This window comes from Mycobacterium sp. NPDC050853 (assembly GCF_040653875.1).
Classification (GTDB): Bacteria; Actinomycetota; Actinomycetes; order Mycobacteriales; family Mycobacteriaceae; genus Mycobacterium.
This window is the reverse complement of the sequence record NZ_JBFAGW010000004.1, coordinates 32814-48691: the sequence shown is the minus strand read 5'-3', so window position 1 is coordinate 48691 and position 15878 is coordinate 32814. Positions and strand designations below refer to the sequence as shown.

13 protein-coding genes are annotated in these 15878 nt (G+C 64.9%); 11 read left to right on the top strand and 2 right to left on the bottom strand.

The window, feature by feature from the left end:
• Positions 1 to 205 precede the first annotated feature (205 nt).
• From AB0H22_RS14805 to AB0H22_RS14760, 10 genes are all read left to right on the top strand, one after another.
• Positions 206 to 1078 carry an ABC transporter permease gene (locus AB0H22_RS14805; RefSeq protein WP_358147095.1) on the top strand — a complete coding sequence of 291 codons (873 nt, stop codon included), beginning with the start codon at positions 206 to 208 and terminating at the stop codon, positions 1076 to 1078.
• Positions 1075 to 1863 carry an ABC transporter ATP-binding protein gene (locus AB0H22_RS14800; protein ID WP_358147094.1) on the top strand — a complete coding sequence of 263 codons (789 nt, stop codon included), beginning with the start codon at positions 1075 to 1077 and terminating at the stop codon, positions 1861 to 1863. Before AB0H22_RS14805 ends, AB0H22_RS14800 begins: the two co-directional genes overlap by 4 nt.
• Positions 1860 to 2837 (top strand): ABC transporter substrate-binding protein, encoded by a 978-nt coding sequence (locus AB0H22_RS14795; protein WP_358147092.1) that lies wholly within the window; start codon positions 1860 to 1862, stop codon positions 2835 to 2837. Before AB0H22_RS14800 ends, AB0H22_RS14795 begins: the two co-directional genes overlap by 4 nt.
• On the top strand, positions 2834 to 3790 hold the full coding sequence (locus tag AB0H22_RS14790; protein WP_358147091.1) for an asparaginase domain-containing protein: 957 nt from the start codon (positions 2834 to 2836) through the stop codon (positions 3788 to 3790). Before AB0H22_RS14795 ends, AB0H22_RS14790 begins: the two co-directional genes overlap by 4 nt.
• Positions 3787 to 5010, top strand: a complete 1224-nt coding sequence (locus AB0H22_RS14785) for a M20 family metallopeptidase (protein ID WP_358147090.1) — start codon at positions 3787 to 3789, stop codon at positions 5008 to 5010. Before AB0H22_RS14790 ends, AB0H22_RS14785 begins: the two co-directional genes overlap by 4 nt.
• 201 nt (positions 5011 to 5211) lie before the next feature.
• Positions 5212 to 5481 carry an acyl carrier protein gene (locus AB0H22_RS14780; protein WP_358147088.1) on the top strand — a complete coding sequence of 90 codons (270 nt, stop codon included), beginning with the start codon at positions 5212 to 5214 and terminating at the stop codon, positions 5479 to 5481.
• Positions 5481 to 9953 carry an aminotransferase class I/II-fold pyridoxal phosphate-dependent enzyme gene (locus AB0H22_RS14775; RefSeq protein ID WP_358147087.1) on the top strand — a complete coding sequence of 1491 codons (4473 nt, stop codon included), beginning with the start codon at positions 5481 to 5483 and terminating at the stop codon, positions 9951 to 9953. Before AB0H22_RS14780 ends, AB0H22_RS14775 begins: the two co-directional genes overlap by 1 nt.
• Before the next feature lie 2 nt (positions 9954 to 9955).
• Positions 9956 to 11719 (top strand): AMP-binding protein, encoded by a 1764-nt coding sequence (locus tag AB0H22_RS14770; protein ID WP_358147086.1) that lies wholly within the window; start codon positions 9956 to 9958, stop codon positions 11717 to 11719.
• A gap of 55 nt (positions 11720 to 11774) precedes the next feature.
• Positions 11775 to 12617, top strand: a complete 843-nt coding sequence (locus AB0H22_RS14765) for a DUF3097 domain-containing protein (protein WP_358147085.1) — start codon at positions 11775 to 11777, stop codon at positions 12615 to 12617.
• Between the two features lie 94 nt (positions 12618 to 12711).
• Positions 12712 to 14001, top strand: a complete 1290-nt coding sequence (locus AB0H22_RS14760) for a replication-associated recombination protein A (RefSeq protein ID WP_358147461.1) — start codon at positions 12712 to 12714, stop codon at positions 13999 to 14001.
• A gap of 62 nt (positions 14002 to 14063) precedes the next feature.
• On the opposite strand, the gene AB0H22_RS14755 is transcribed toward AB0H22_RS14760, so the two are convergent.
• Positions 14064 to 14684, bottom strand: a complete 621-nt coding sequence (locus tag AB0H22_RS14755; RefSeq protein ID WP_180747760.1) for a hypothetical protein — start codon at positions 14682 to 14684, stop codon at positions 14064 to 14066.
• A gap of 423 nt (positions 14685 to 15107) precedes the next feature.
• Between AB0H22_RS14755 and AB0H22_RS14750 the strand changes: the two genes are divergently transcribed.
• Entirely contained in the window at positions 15108 to 15422 is a 315-nt protein-coding gene (locus AB0H22_RS14750; protein WP_358147459.1) for a hypothetical protein, read from the top strand.
• 3 nt (positions 15423 to 15425) lie between these two features.
• On the opposite strand, the gene AB0H22_RS14745 is transcribed toward AB0H22_RS14750, so the two are convergent.
• Positions 15426 to 15785 carry a hypothetical protein gene (locus tag AB0H22_RS14745; RefSeq protein ID WP_358147084.1) on the bottom strand — a complete coding sequence of 120 codons (360 nt, stop codon included), beginning with the start codon at positions 15783 to 15785 and terminating at the stop codon, positions 15426 to 15428.
• Positions 15786 to 15878: the final 93 nt, after the last annotated feature.

The following is a 15878-nucleotide window of genomic DNA, read 5'->3' as shown; positions in this document are numbered from 1 at the left end:
ATCATTCGGTCAGTCTGATCGAAACGCGCCTGTCAGGCGCCACGGTGGCGCATTGCGTACCGGTGGCCATCGCGGCGCAGGTCACTCCCACCTGCTGGTGGCGTAAACCACGCACGGCGCCGATATGCGTAGCGTGAGCCCCTGAACCGCAACCGAATCCGCTGTTAGCGTCACTCCCGAATCAGACCGGCGCGTAGGGAGACAGATGGTATCGGCGTCGACGGACCGTCCTGGGATCACCGAGGCGCTGAGCGTCCGACTCCGGCACACCATCGCACGGCCGATGACTTCGCCTAAATCCCTTTCGTACAAGGGGATTCGTCGGGCGGTAGTGTTCGTGTTGCCGGTCCTAAGCCTGGCTCTGGTGGTCGCCGGATGGGATCTCGCGGTGCGCCTGGAGCTGTTCTCGTCGCAGTTGTTGCCGTCACCGGGCGCTGTGGCGGCGGCCGCGCGGCAGATGTATGCCGACGGCACATTGGTCACCGATGCGACCGCGAGCTTCCGGAGGGCGTTTCAGGGGTTTCTGCTCGGTTCCGTCATTGCCATGACGATCGGCGCCCTGACAGGTCGCAGCCGGGTCGCTCGCGCCCTGCTGGAACCAGCCATCCAAGTACTGCGCCCTATTCCGGTGATCGCGTTGGTTCCGCTGGCCATTCTCTGGTTCGGAATCGGCGAGGAGTCCAAGCTCTTTCTGACCAGCCTCGGTGTGTTCTTTCCGGTGTGGGTGAACACGCACACCGGCGTGTCGTCGACCCGCGAGGACTACCTGCGCGTGGCGGCATCCGTGGGCGCATCGCGCTATCAGACGTTCGGGCATGTGGTGATTCCGGCATCCCTACCCTTTGCCCTCGTCGGGTTGCGCCAGGGCATTGCCGCATCGCTGATCCTGATCGTGGCATCGGAACAATCCGGGGTGGCCGAGGGCCTCGGGTTCCGTCTCGATCAGGCCCGGTTATTCAGCCAGCCCGACCGGCTGTTTGCATGCCTCGCAGCGCTGGGCATCGTCGGGGCGCTTGCCGATCAGATTTTCCACCAGCTCACTCGGCGGCGAGTGCGATGGGCGCAGGAGCAGTCGTGACGGCCGACGGAATCGATATCGACGCGCTGACTGTGCGTTACGACGATGGCCCAGCCGTCGTCGAGAGCCTCGACCTGACCATCGGTCACGGTGCCTTCGTCGCGCTTCTGGGGCCGTCGGGATGCGGGAAGTCCACGGTGCTCAACTCGATTGCGGGTTTCGTTCGGCCGTCGGCGGGTTCGGTCCGCTTCGAGGGCGCTGTGGTCACCGGACCGGGCCGCGAGCGAGGTGTCGTCTTTCAACGAGATGTGTTGTTCCCCTGGGCATCTGTGGGTAGCAATATTGAATTCGCGCTACGCGCGGGAAAGCTCGGACGTGGCCGACGGTACACGCGGGTGACGGAACTGATCCGTGCGGTGGGACTTGGAGCCGACGTTATTTCGAAACTGCCGCACGAACTCTCGGGTGGAATGCGGCAACGGGTCGGTATCGCACGGGCTCTGGCCAACGGCCCGCGCGTGCTGCTGATGGATGAACCGTTCGGCGCACTCGACGCGCTCACTCGGCAGCAGATGCAGGATCTGGTCATCGAGCTGTGGGAGCGCAGTAAGACGACGATCGTCTTCGTCACTCACGATGTGGACGAAGCCATCCGGATAGCGACCTCGATTGTGGTGATGAATCGCGGTGGCGGAATCGCCGCGCACCTTGCCAACCCGCTGCCGAGGCCGCGCCCCGCGAGCCGACTGGCCGAGATAGACGGGTACGCCGCGCTACGCCGGCGACTGCACGATCTGCTGCGCACCGACGAATACCCGGTATCCCTAGGAGAGGAAACGGCATGACACCCCGGACTAACTTCACAAAGTTATCCGTAGTGATAGCAACGGCTTTGGTGGTATTGGGTGCCGTGGTCGGATGCGGACGCGACCAGAAGGGCGATGCGGAGTCACTCACCCTGGGCTGGGTGGTGGATCCCTCCTGGGCGCAGGTCCCCGTCGCCCGCGACCTCGGCTACTTCACACAGAAGAACGTGAACGTCAAGATCGTCCCCTTTCCGACCGGGGCGGCAGCGCTCGAAGCGCTTACCGGAGGTGCTGTGGACATCGCGAACGCCGGAGACGTTCCGACATCGGCCGCGGTGCTGAAGAACCCGCGCATTCGCGTGATCGCCGACGGATCCCGTTGGCCCGAAGGACGGTTCGTGGCACGTCGATCGGCGGGGATCAACTCGATCGCGGATCTTGCGGGCCGTAAGATCGCTGTTCCGCTGGGCAGCAGCGCACACTTCTTCGCCAGCAAGTTCCTCACCGACGCGCATCTCGACGCCGACCTTGTGCACACTGGGCCCGCCGAGATCGTGACGGCCATCGCCAACAAGGATGTCGACGTCATCGCTGTCTTCCAGCCTGCGCTGAGTAAGGCAGTTGATGCTCTCGGCGGTGATGTCGTCGAACTGCAGGGCACCCAGAAGTACAACCAGCACAGTCTCTTTCTGGCCAACGTGGATGCCATTGAATCGAAGAAGCCTGCCGTGTCCCGGTTTGTCGCCGCGATCACCGAAGCCGACGGACCGTTGACCGAGCGCAGACCCGAGGCGCTTGCCGCGGTGTCCAAGGCTGTGGGACTTGACCCGAAGCTGATCGGGGTAGTCACCGCGGAGTTCGTGTACAAGACGGGACTCGGAGCGGAGCTCGCGCCGGATCTGGCCGACCGCGCCCGCTGGGCCCAGGGCATCGGACGTATTCCGGCTGACCAGAAGCTGCCCGACTATCAAAGCCTGATCGAGACCTCATTTGTGCAGGAGAACCACTCGTGAGCGGGATCGTGCTGCTGGGACTGGGTGGCACCATCTCCATGCACGAGACCGACTCCGGTGCGGTTCCGGTGGCCGATGCAGCCGAATTGACCACGGCGGTGTCAGGTTTCAGCGCCGCTGAGGGGCTGGCACTTGTGGGCGGTTCTGAGGTCGACTTCGATCTGTTGGAGCGGTTGGTGCGCCGGGCCCGCGAGGTCGTGGCGCGCGGTGCCGACGGGATTGTGGTGACCACCGGCACCGATTCGATCGAAGAAGTCGCCGCCTGGTTGTCCTATCGGGAGAACTGGCCGGTGCCGGTGGTGGTCACCGGTTCGATGATTCCCGGCGCCCGCTCCGATAGTGACGGCCGCGCCAATCTCGCCGATGCGCTGGCCGTTGCCGCGTCGGGAGCTGATATCGATCCCGTGGTGGCTTTCGCGGGAAAGGTGCTCGCCGGTCGTGAGGTCGTGAAGGTATCCGGGGTGGTGCGCGACGCATTCGATGCACCGGGACGCGGCGCCATCGGGACCGTGGCCAGCGGACATGTGCGTTGGCATCGGAAACCGGAACGGGTTGCTGCGCATGGTGATCCGGCCGATACGCTGCGACCCGTACCACTGGTGATCGGTGCGCTCGGAGATGACGGCACGTTGTTGCGTGCCGCCGGGGGCGGACAGTCGGTCGTCGTGGTCGCCGCGAACGGATCGGGAAATCTGCCGCCGGGTCAGGCCGCGGCGGCCCGCGACCTGATCGACGACGGCACGCTTGTCGTCATCACCACCCGGGCGGTGGACGCCCGCGTCGCGCCGACGTACGGCTACCCGGGCGGGGGAGCAGGGCTGGCCGCATACGGAGCGCAATTCGCCGACGGGGTGTCACCGCACCGGGCTCGATTGTTGACCACCCTCGGAGTTGCGCAACGCCGAAGCCAGGACGGTCTGCGTGCGCTCATCGACACCGAGGTGCGTCCATGACCGGGGTGTTGATCGCACCCGATGTGCGCGAGCTCGCGCGCTTCACCACCGAGTTGGTGGCCCAAGGGCAGCCGTGGTGCGAAAACAGCCTCGACGGCCCCGCACGTCCGCCGGAGGAGGAACGCATCGCCCGTCCACTGGCCGAACTCCTGCAAAGCTGGGGGTTCTCCGTGGAGTTGGTTGGGCGCACGCCACAGCGCCCGAATGTGCTGGCGTACAAACGTTTCGGAGACGGGCCGACAATCATGCTCAACGACCATCTGGACACCTATCCCTCCGGACCGCCCAGTCGATGGCAGGTGTGTACCGAGAGCCCCTATACGGCAGTGGAATTGGACGGCCGTATCTATGGGAGGGGCACCTCGGACACCCGCGCCAATCTGGCGGCGCTCTTGACGGCGGCCAAACGGGTCGTGGACGACCCGCCGTCGCGCGGCGCGCTGCTGGTCGCACTGACGGTGGATGAGGAACGCAACGGTGTCGAAGGCTCCCGGTACCTGGTGGAGGAAATTGGGCTACGGCCCGACGCGTCCATCACCGTCGAACCCACCGCATGGCGGGAGGGTGGCGACAGTGGAATAGCGCTGGCTGTCGCACAAACCGGGCATGCGCTGCTCGACATCACGGTGCGGGGCCGCTCAAGCCACATCTGGCGACCGGATACCGGAGTCAACCCGGCGCAGTTCCTTGCCGAGTTTCTCGCGGACCTGCGAACCCGCCGAGTAGGAGACTGGCCGGTGTCAGTGGTCGGTCTGGGAGCGGGTGAGGCAGGGATGGCACAGTTCACGCCGCTGAGCGCGACCGCACGTATCGCCGTAGTGAACGTCGGACCGGAGGTGTCAGCCGGTGAGCTGCTCGGCGCCTTCCAACGACGTCTCGCCGAGGCGAGCACGGAAGGCATCGTCGTCAGCGTCGAATACGTCGACGGTCCGACCTTCGTGGCCGGCACGCATCGCATGGACGACGACGAACCACTCATCGCGGCAATAGTTCACGCATACCGGCGAGTGACCGGAGAACCGGTGCGCACCTACACCAAACCCGCATTCAACGACACCATCAGGTTCCGGCACGCCGGCATACCGGCGGTCACATTCGGACCGGGAGATGACGGCTGGGCGGTCTACGACGAGAGCATTTCCCTGCAGACCATGGCCACGGCGGTTCAGGTTCTCGAACAGGCTGTGCGCAAGTATCTTTCATTCGATCGGAATGGGTGATACATTCCCAGTAGTGTCGAGTATCACAGTTGGTAGTCATCTAACCTGACATACAAGGTCGGTCCTGTCGCTGACTTGACACATCAGCATGCGCAGGGTTTATCGCATGCCGTCTGCCTCCATAACCTCAACACTGTTCGCCATGACAGTGTTGTCATCCGCTGCGAAACATAATCCGCGCGTAGATATTTGAGGTGACCGGTGACATCGCACAACACTGTGTACTCCGAGGAGCTCGACCTGGTCTTTGAGGCCGTTCAGTCGGTGGCCACGGAAGAGCTTCCCGAGCTCACTCCCGATTCGGAGATCGCCGACCTTGGCTACAGCTCCGTCCAAACCCTTGAATTCCTTAGCCATATCGAAGAGGTCACCGGGTTCCGGCTGCCGCCGCGCGAGCTCGTCAGGGTGAAGACACTCTCCGACCTGGCGGCTGTTGTACGCGCGCATCTCGCGGGCGAGCTCGCCGGCTGATGGACACGGACCGCGGTAACGGTCCATCGGAGCCGCTGGCCATCGTCGGGATGGCGTGCCAGGTCCCCGGGGCCGGGGATATCCGATCCTTCTGGCAGATGCTGCTGCGCGGCGATACAGCCGTCGGACGGATCCCGCGGGAGCGCTGGGAGCACGGCCCGTTCTTCGATCCGGAGGGCAAGCGCCCGAACACCACATACACCGATGTGATGGCGGCGGTCAGTGGTATCGACCGGTTCGACCCACTCAGCTTCGGGATATCGCCGCGACAGGCCGAGGTCATGGATCCGCAACACCGCATCCTGCTGACAACCACGCGAGAGGCACTGGAGGACGCGGGTTTCGATCAGCAGAGCTTCGCGGGACGCAGCGTTGGCGTGTACGTCGGCATCTCGACATCCGATTTCCGCGAGATGGTGGTGAGTGCGCCGCTGCGCGGGGTTCAGCTGGGCGCGGGCGAATTCGGGGATCCCTCGAATCTCTCGGGTATCGACCACCTGGCAATGACGGCCGATGTGCCGGTGGTGCGACCCTTCACCATGCCGGGCTCATTGCTCAACATGTCGGCCGCGATGATCAGCAGGGCCTTCAATCTGCGCGGCCCGTCGATGGCCGTCGACGCCGCCTGCGCATCATCGCTTGTGGCACTGAACAACGCCGTGCTCGCCTTGCGATCACGGCAGTGTGAGGTGGCCGTCGTTGCGGGGGTGCACCTGAACCTGGTGCCCGACTCGCTGGTCATGTTCTCGAAGATCGGCGCCGTCTCGAAGTCCGGCGTATGTGCGCCCTTCTCTGCTGGGGCGGACGGTTTCGTGCTCGGTGAGGGGGTTGGCGTCATCGTGCTGACCCGCGAGGACACCCTGCCCGCGCGCGGCGAAGTGCATGCCTGGCTACGCGGCGTCGGATGCAATAACGACGGCGCCGGGGCGGGGCCGATGGAACCGCAGGCCGCCGGGCAACGTGCCGCGATCGAATTCGCGCTCGCCGATGCGGGTCTGGATCCTGGTCAGGTCGACTACGTGGAGGCGCACGGTACCGCCACCCCGGTGGGCGATGCGGTGGAGGTTGAATCGTTGAGCTCCTGCCTGCCCCACCGCGGGGATCTGCCGCGATACCTGGGCAGCGCGAAAGCCAATGTGGGGCATGCCATGTCAGCGGCAGGGCTCATCGGGCTGATCAAGGCCGCGCTGGTGTTGCGCACCGGCGTCGTCCCGCCGCAGCCCAATATTGGCGCGAAGCGGGACGCGCTAGGCCTGGACGAACGCGGGTGGCGTATCACCGAATCCGCCACGCCGCTACCGGATGTGCAGGCGCGCGCGCATGTGGCGGGTGTCAGCGTCTTCGGATTCGGCGGAACCAATGTGCATGTGTTGTTGGAGGCGCGTCAGCCGAATCACGCTCAGCAGGTGGGCACGGTACGCGACTCCTGGGTGATCCCGATTCGCGGCGAGAACGCAGGCGATATCGAGGTGCGCTGCCAATACCTACTCGACGATATCGACGCCACCTCGAATTTGGATCTCGGGCAGGTGGCTCGGACGCTCACCCGTCGCGAGGACCGCGACGTGGAGCTGTTGATCGTCACCGGTTCCATCTTGGAACTCCACGAGCACTTACGGGTAGCACTGGCGGCGCTCAGATCCGGCGGCGAGATTCCCACGCGAATCGGCGATGACATCTGGTACCGGGGGGCCAAACAGGCTGGCACGAATCCACGGATCTGCTTCCTGTTCGCCGGACAGGGGGCGCAGACCCTCAACGAGCTGGCTTCGTTGAGAACCTCTGTACCGGAAGTGAACGCGACCATCGAACGCCTTGCCGCCGCGGCAGCCAGCCCCGGGCTGCTCGACGTGATGTACCCGGTCGAGCACACTCCGGAAGCCGAGGAGGCGCTCGCCCGCACCGATCGCTGCCAACCCGCCCTGCTGATCACCCAGCTGGCCGTCGCGCAGTACCTGGCCGGTGCCGGTATCACCCCCGACGTGGTGCTCGGCCACAGTGTCGGTGAATTCGCCGCCGCCGCCACGGCGGGAGTGCTTTCTGACGAGCAGGCGGTGCACTTCGCGGCCCGGCGGGGAGAGGCGATTGCCAAAGCCGATATTCCGGCGGGGGGAATGATCGCCTGCCGCGTCGATGAACCGGTGCTGCGATCTCTCGTCGAGGACATCCCGTCGGTATGGGTCGCCAATCGCAATGCCACCGATCAGACCGTCCTCGCCGGGACCACCGACGGATTGGCCACCGCAGGAGCGCTGCTCGCCGATGCCGACGTTCCGCACAAGGTGCTGAACGTCTCGCACGCCTTCCACAGCCCGCTGCTGGCACCCGCGAACGACGAAATAGTCAGGCGGATAGACGAGTTGCCCCTGCAGGATCCGAAGGTCACCTTCATATCCTGCATATCAGCCTCGGAGTGCGCCGATGCCGAGGACATTCGCGGACGGTGGCGCGAGCACGCGCTCGTACCGGTCCGTTTCGCGGAAGCTCTCGCAGTCCTCGGCGACCCGGATACCGTGTTCGTCCAGATCGGCGCCGGACGTGCGCTACTGAACCTTGCGCGGTCAGCCGGAGCGACGGCCGAACGATTGGTAGCAGTGGACAGCGTGGAGCACACACGACTCCTGAATCGGGTGCGGGCCCAATTGCGTTCGGTGGGCGTTCCCGCAGGCCTGGACGGTACTTCAGATCACCGGGGTGCGCTGCTCACCACGCGCCCGGTTCCCGCGAAGCCGTTGTGGCCCATCAAGAAACGCGACGGAAAACGTGCCGTCACAGCCACCCCTCAGGAGGGGCGGACAGAATCCGCGCTTACCGGGAAGGAATCACCACTCGTGCACGACATCATCTCGCTGTGGCGTGAACAGACCGCGCTGCTCACCACGGTTCTTGGCCATCAGACGGTCGAGGTGCAGCCGATTGTCCAGGCTCCGCCCGTGATCTCCACCGCGCCGGCCGCGCAGCGGAGCGCACCTCGAAGGCCCCAGCTCCGAAACAGCAATGCGCTCAACCAGATCGCGCGTATCGGCTCGTATGACGTGACGGCACTGCAACCGCGGCTGGCGCTCGTCGGGGACCTCGGTTTCGACTCGCTGATGCTTACGGAGCTGTTCAAAATCCTGCAGAAGGACAATCCCGATCTGACGCTGCAGGACTTCAGCGCCAAGGAACTCACGGTGGGGAACATCGTCGCATTCGTAACCGGCGAGGCCGTGGTTGCGATCGAGAAAGAAGTCCCAGCCGAGAACGTCGCCCGCGAGCGCACCATCACCGACTTTCCGGAATGGCAGGCGTTGGACAAGCGCCTGAAAGACTTCGACAGCGAGGGCTCACAGAATCCGTATTTCACGGTGCACCAACAGGTCGTCAACGACACCACCCGCGTCGGCGACCGGGTGCTGATCAACTTCTCCAGCTATAACTACCTCGGGTTATCGGGAGACGAGCGGGTGACCGCCCGCGCCCACGAGGCGTTAAGCCGTTACGGCACATCGGTTTCGGCGAGTCGGCTGCTGTCGGGGGAAAAGCCGGTGCACCGGGAGCTGGAGGCTGCGATATCGCGCCTGCTGAAGGTGGAGGACACGCTGACCCTCGTCGGTGGTCACTCGACCAACGTCACCATCATCGGGCACATTCTTGGCGCGCAGGACATCGTGCTGCATGACGCCCTGGCACACGACAGCATCATGCAGGGCTGCCGTTTGTCTGGTGCGACGCGTCGCCCGTTCAAGCACAACGACGCCGCCCATCTCGACGAGTTGCTCACCACCGTGCGCGACCGATATCGCCGCGCCCTGGTGGTGATCGAAGGCGCCTACAGCATGGACGGCGATATCGCCGACCTCCCGGCCTTCATCGAGGTGGCCAAGCGGCACGACGCACTGCTCATGGTCGACGAGGCGCACTCCATCGGGGTCCTCGGTGCGGGAGGCGGAGGCATCGGAGAGCACTTCGACGTGGACCGTTCCCAGGTCGACATCTGGATGGGCACACTGTCGAAATCGCTATCGAGCTGCGGTGGCTACCTTGGCGGATCCCGCGAGCTCATCCAGTACCTCAAATACAGCCTGCCCGGCTTTATCTACAGCTGCGGGCTGCCGCCTGCCTCGGCCGGGGCCTCACTCGCGGCAATCGAGATCCTCGAAGCCGAACCGGAACGCATTGCGACACTTCATGCCAACGCCGATTACATGCGTGCCGCGTTTGCAGGCGCGGGTCTTTCCTTCGGCGACAGCAGCGGAACACCGATCGTCCCCTTCGTGGTGGGTGACTCGCGCAGATCGCTGCTGCTGGCGGCGCGGCTGCGGGAGGCCGGCATCAACGTGGACCCGATCCTGTACCCCGCGGTGCCCAACGATCAGACCCGGCTGCGCTTCTTCGTCACGGCCAGCCACAGTTTCGAGCAGATCGACCGCACCGTTGCGACGCTCGCCCGCGAGTACCAGAACCTGACCATCCCCACCCCCGGAGTGTGACGATGTTCGATATAGACCACCCGCGATCACTGGTACAGGCGTTGCAGGCCAACGCCGCATCGACCACTCGCGGACTGACATTCATTGGCGATGACCGCAGCGAGGTGTTGGTGCCGTTCGCCGAGCTGCTCGGCGATGTCGCGCGTGGCGCAGGTGCGCTGGCCGGACACGGCATCGAACCGGGCGACCGGGTGGCACTGGTGGTGCCGGACACCCGCGAATTCGTCACGGGATTCCTGGCAATCGTGTGGCTCGGTGCGATACCCGTGCCGCTCTACCCGCCGACGAGCCTGGGCAAGCAGGACGCGTACCTCGATTTTCTCGGATCGGTGTTGTCCTCCAGCGGATCTCGTGCACTGATCGCACCGCAGTGGGTCGATGAGGTACTGAACCTGTCGGTCCGATTTGGTGAGCAGGTGGCCGTCGTGGTGCACACCGAAACGGTCACCGCCGGTGGCGACTACGTGGATGCGGCCCCACGCAGCACGGATCAGATCACCTTCCTGCAGTTCACCAGTGGCAGCACCGGGAAACCGAAAGCCGTTCAGGTGACCGACGCCTCCCTGTGGGCCAACACGCACTCGTTCCTGACCAACCTGCGCTGCCTGGAGGCCCAGAAGTACCCCACTGAACGCTTCGTGAGCTGGCTGCCGCTGTACCACGATATGGGTCTCATCGGGCACTTCCTGAGTGTGGTGCTGTTCGGGCTGCAGGCCACCTATCTGCCTACGCTGGCCTTCCTGCGTAGCCCGGGCATCTGGCTCGACGCAGTATCTCGGCACCGCGGAACCGTCTCTTTCGCACCGAATTTCGCGTTCGCGTTGACCGTCAAGAAGGCCAAGGCGCCCCAGGCAGAGGAGGCGGGCTGGGACTTCTCCAGCATGCGGGTCTTTGGTTGCGGTGCCGAACCGATCAACGCCGATGTGCTCGACGCATTCATTGACGCCTACGCTCGGTACGGCCTCAAACAAGAGGCCGTGATGCCCGCCTACGGCATGGCCGAAGCCACGCTCGCGATTACCTTCGACAACGTCGAGCGCAGATTCCAGCGTCTGCCGATCTCCGGTGCCGCCTACCGGAACGAAGGCCTCGTGGTGCCCGCCAGCGCCAAGGGGCAGGACACCGCCGATGATGTGCTCACCTTCGTCAGCTGCGGGCGGGCCCTCGACGATCGTCACGCGGTACGGATCGTCCATGACGCCGGACACGAGCTCGCCGAGGGCCGCGTCGGCGATGTGCACTTCCACGGACCGTCCGTCGCGGCCGGGTACTTCGAGAACGAGGAGGTAACCCGAAACGCCTTTGGCGCCGACGGGTGGTTGCGCACAGGCGATCGCGGATTCGTGGTGGACGGCAACCTCTACATCACCGGACGCAAGAAGGACATCCTCGTCGTCAACGGTCGCAACTACGACCCGCAGCAGGTCGAATGGGCTGTGGAGGAGGTGCCCGGAATCCGCAAGGGCAATGTCGTGGCCTTCTCCGTCCCGGGAGATATCACCGAAAAGGTGGTGATCGCCGCCGAACGCACCGGTCGAGAAGAGGACCAGATCGCTGTTCAGATCGCTGGGATCCGGCGCTCGGTGTCCGATCGCACCCGCCTGGCGTTGGCCGACGTGGTGCTGCTGCAACCGGGGCAGCTGCCCAAAACCTCATCGGGGAAGGTGCAGCGTTCCCGCACCCGCGACCTGTATGTGCAGGGAGTGCTCGGTGATTCGGTGGTGGCCACTCGCACACACGCCCATGTGGACCCGGTCACGGTCTAGAAACGAAGGCGCGTCGTAACCCGATGCGGCGCGGACGCATTCCTAGGATCGCCGGGTGGCTGATCGCTATGGCATCGACATCTTGTCCAACAACCCGCACACCCCGCGGCGTCCGCAATCCACGGAGGTCGCGGCGATAAAGGGCCTTGTTGTGGAAGACGCCCAGACAGGGTTTGTGGGTGCGGTGGTGCGCATCGAATACGGCCGGATGGATCTGGAGGACCGGCACGGCCGCGTCCGCGGATTTCCGGTGGGCCCGGGATACCTCATCGACGGCAAGCCGGTGATCCTGAAAGAGCCACTGCGGCACACACCCGCCAAGTCGACCACGTCGGCCTCGGGATCTGTTGCGGTACACGGCCTTAAGGCGCGCAAAGCGTTGGCCAGCCGAATCTACGTGGAGGGGCGTCATGACGCCGAGCTCGTCGAGCAGGTATGGGGTCACGACTTGCGTATCGAGGGCGTTGTCGTGGAGTACCTGGGCGGGGTGGATGACTTGGCCGCCGTCGTGAAGGAATTCCAGCCCGGCCCGGGGCGGCGGCTCGGAGTGCTGGTCGACCACCTGGTCAAGGGGTCGAAGGAATCGCGTATCGCCGAAACAGTGCAAAGGGGTCCGTACGGCGAGCACACCCTGGTGGTGGGCCACCCGTTCGTCGACATCTGGCAGGCGGTGAAACCGGAGCGGATCGGTCTGCACGCCTGGCCCAACGTGCCGCGGGATATCGAATGGAAGCACGGCATCTGTCAGGCGCTCGGCTGGCCGCATGGCAGTCAGACCGAGATCGCCGAGGCCTGGCGCAAGATACGGGGCAAGGTGCGCACCTGGACGGATCTGGAGCCCGCCCTGATCGGCCGGGTCGAGGAACTGATTGATTTCGTGACGCAACCTGCCAGCTGAACAAGTCGGTATGACGTGGTAAGCCTGAGACGTGTCAGACAGCCTGTTCGACGTACCGGGGGGCGCTTTCAGCTCGGCTCCTAGCGCCCCAGGGGTGCCACCCAACGCGCCTCTCGCTGTCCGGATGCGTCCCGCCTCCCTCGACGAGGTGGTGGGGCAGGGGCACCTGCTTAAGCCGGGCTCGCCGTTGCGCCGGCTGGTCGACGGGTCCGGCGCGGCGTCGGTAATCCTGTACGGGCCCCCTGGTACGGGGAAAACAACTCTTGCGTCGCTGATTTCGGGTGCCACCGGGCGCAGGTTTGAGGCTCTCTCCGCGCTCTCCGCCGGTGTGAAAGAGGTTCGCGCCGTTATCGACACGGCCAGGCGGGCCGCGGTACACGGTCAGCAGACGGTGCTGTTCATCGACGAGGTACACCGGTTCTCCAAGACGCAGCAGGATGCGCTGCTCGCGGCCGTCGAGAACCGGGTGGTGCTGCTGGTGGCCGCCACCACCGAGAATCCCTCCTTTTCCGTTGTGGCGCCGCTGCTCTCGCGCTCGCTGATACTGCAGTTACTACCTCTGGGCGACAACGATATTCGCGAGGTGCTGTCCCGGGCGATCGCCGATGAGCGCGGGCTCGGCGGCGCGGTGGCCGTGGATCCCGAGGCGCTGAGCCTGCTGGCGCAGCTCGCCGCGGGCGACGCACGGCGGGCGCTGACCGCCCTCGAGGTCGCCGCCGAAACAGCGGGAGGGGCGGGCTCAGTCATATCGGTCGAGGTGGTCGAGCAGTCCGTGGATCGGGCCGCGGTGCGCTACGACCGCGACGGCGACCAGCACTACGACGTGGTGAGCGCCTTCATCAAGTCGATTCGCGGCTCCGATGTGGACGCCGCATTGCACTACCTTGCGCGCATGCTGATCGCGGGGGAGGACCCGCGCTTCATCGCCCGACGGCTGATGATCCTGGCCAGCGAGGACATCGGGATGGCCGACCCGACCGCGTTGCCCATGGCCGTGGCCGCGGCGCAGACGGTGCAACTGATCGGGATGCCGGAAGCGCAACTGACACTGACCCACGCCACCATCCACCTCGCGACGGCGCCCAAATCGGGAGCGGTCCCTGCGGCGCTGGGGGCCGCAATGGGTGACATCCGCGGGGGGAAGGCCGGTTTGGTGCCGCCGCATCTGCGCGACGGCCATTACAGCGGGGCGGCCAAACTCGGTAACGCCGTCGGATACGTGTACCCGCACAACGACCGCGACGGCGTCGTGGCCCAGCAGTATCCGCCAGATGAGTTGGTGGGCGCCGATTACTACCAACCCACCGATCACGGCAACGAACGCGAGATCGGGACTCGGCTGGAGAAGCTGCGTGCCATCATTCGGCGTGGGCTCAAGCGCTGACGTGCTGGTCGCGACGTGGCCGCAGTGTCGGCACGAGGGCTTTACCTGGCGCGTGTTGGGGTTCAGGCCATTTCGGGCACCCGTAGGTGGGCGATGGCGAGCTCGAATTCGCCGGTGTCGAGTTCCTCGACGCCGGCCTCGCGCATCGACCTGATCTTGAGCTCGGTCGCCTGCTCCCGGTTCCGATCCAGCGCTTCGCGGCTGTCGAACGACTCTGTGGAGACTCCCCGGCCACCTCTGCGGTCGACGAGCAGACTGGCGCTGCAGAATCCCTCGAGCTCCTCGATCTGCGACAAGGCCGAGGACTTGTAGAACTCGACCCCTTGGTCCACGGCTTCGGGCGCGATTTTCACCCACGTCGCGCGCACGCATGTGCCCTCGTGTGCGCGGTGGTCGCGGTGCAGGACGGCGATTTCCCATTGGTCGACGCTGACATCTCCGCCGAAGGTCTCGCTGGCCCGTTCGCGCAGCGATGCGGCTTTCTCGGTGCTCGTGCGCATCGCGTCCTCGGTTTCCCATGCGCTGGTAGCGACGCAGCGGCCCGACTCCCGGTCGACCAACAGCGACAGGCCGACGTAACCGCCCATTTCCTGGAGTGCCGGCATGACCTCATCACGAACGTAGGCAATTCCGGCATCGATCGACGAAGAGTTTGCCTGGATTGTGGTAGAGCGTGCGTACACGATCCACCTCCCTTATGTCGGGGCCGCGCCCCGGTGGCGCCGCCGAACCAACCTCCAGCTTCCTCCTGCACAGCATGCGATTCAATGGATTGTTCGTGATCTATTGAAGCGCTTCCTATGTTGGATTCATGGATCCCGACCTACTCGATGTCGACACGTCGAGGGGAGAAATCGTCGGTCTCACCGACGCGGTATGAGGCCTTCCGCGGCGCGGCGCAGACTGCCCCCGCGGAGCGGCCAAACTCGGCAACGCCGTCGGATACGTGTACCCGCACAACGACCGCGACATCGGTAGTCGACTCGACAAGCTGCGTGCCATCATTCGGCGCGGGCTCAAGCGCTGACGTGCTGATCGAGTGTGCGGATTACGTCGAGATCGGTCAGAAAATCGACATAAACCGCACACTCGGCATACTGGGCAATATGGCGTCACGTATGCGTTTGGCCGCCGGCGGAGTGCTTGCAGCGCTGGCTCTGATGACAGCACCCGTTATCGCATCGGCGGATCCAGAGCCGGAACCGGACCCCGCGCCGGTCTTCGAAGATCCCGGTCCGCCGCCACCGTCGGTCGACCCGTGGATGGAGCAGTACGGCCGGGATGTCGGAGCGGGCGCGGCCGGTGGTGCCGCCGAGGCAGGTGCCGGCATCCTGTTGAGCCCGTTCCTGGGGCCGTTCACCGGGCTGGCGACGGCGCCGATCGGTGGTGCCATCGACAGCTCGATCCGCGACGCGCCGTAACGGTCAGCGGCCCGGGCGATTCAAGAGTCTCGGCATGTCGAAGAGTGCCTCGACGGGCTCGAGGTAGACCCTGCGCATCTGGTCCCATCGTGGTCCCGGACACCACTCGACGGCGTTCTTGACGGTGGTGTCGCCGTCGGCGACAACGACACTGGTTATGCCTGCGTCGATGCAGCCGTCCGATCGGCCGTCCTTCAGATTGGGCACCGACGCGATGAGCCTGTTCCAGATCTCGTCGGGAATGTTTTTCTTGTCGTGCGCGATCTCTGAATCGCCGTTTGAAATGACGATGCTCGCGTTTCCTCGACGCGCGGTAATCACGTAGGAGCGATACACGGATACCTCGCCGTCGGACGAACTCATCGTGATGATGGTCCGATCTGGATCGGGTGGATCCCCGGCCTTTTGTGAACAACCCGACAGTGCGCCTAGCACTGTGATTGCTAAAACCACGAT

What these genes read in the sequence shown, in the direction of transcription:
- AB0H22_RS14785 (WP_358147090.1), top strand. Translation starts at nt 3,787, where the DNA reads ATGACCGGGGTGTTGATCGCACCCGATGTGCGCGAGCTCGCGCGCTTC.
- AB0H22_RS14770 (WP_358147086.1), top strand. Translation starts at nt 9,956, where the DNA reads ATGTTCGATATAGACCACCCGCGATCACTGGTACAGGCGTTGCAGGCC.
- AB0H22_RS14805 (WP_358147095.1), top strand. Translation starts at nt 206, where the DNA reads ATGGTATCGGCGTCGACGGACCGTCCTGGGATCACCGAGGCGCTGAGC.
- AB0H22_RS14750 (WP_358147459.1), top strand. Translation starts at nt 15,108, where the DNA reads ATGGCGTCACGTATGCGTTTGGCCGCCGGCGGAGTGCTTGCAGCGCTG.
- AB0H22_RS14745 (WP_358147084.1), bottom strand. Translation starts at nt 15,785, where the DNA reads ATGAGTTCGTCCGACGGCGAGGTATCCGTGTATCGCTCCTACGTGATT.
- AB0H22_RS14775 (WP_358147087.1), top strand. Translation starts at nt 5,481, where the DNA reads ATGGACACGGACCGCGGTAACGGTCCATCGGAGCCGCTGGCCATCGTC.
- AB0H22_RS14795 (WP_358147092.1), top strand. Translation starts at nt 1,860, where the DNA reads ATGACACCCCGGACTAACTTCACAAAGTTATCCGTAGTGATAGCAACG.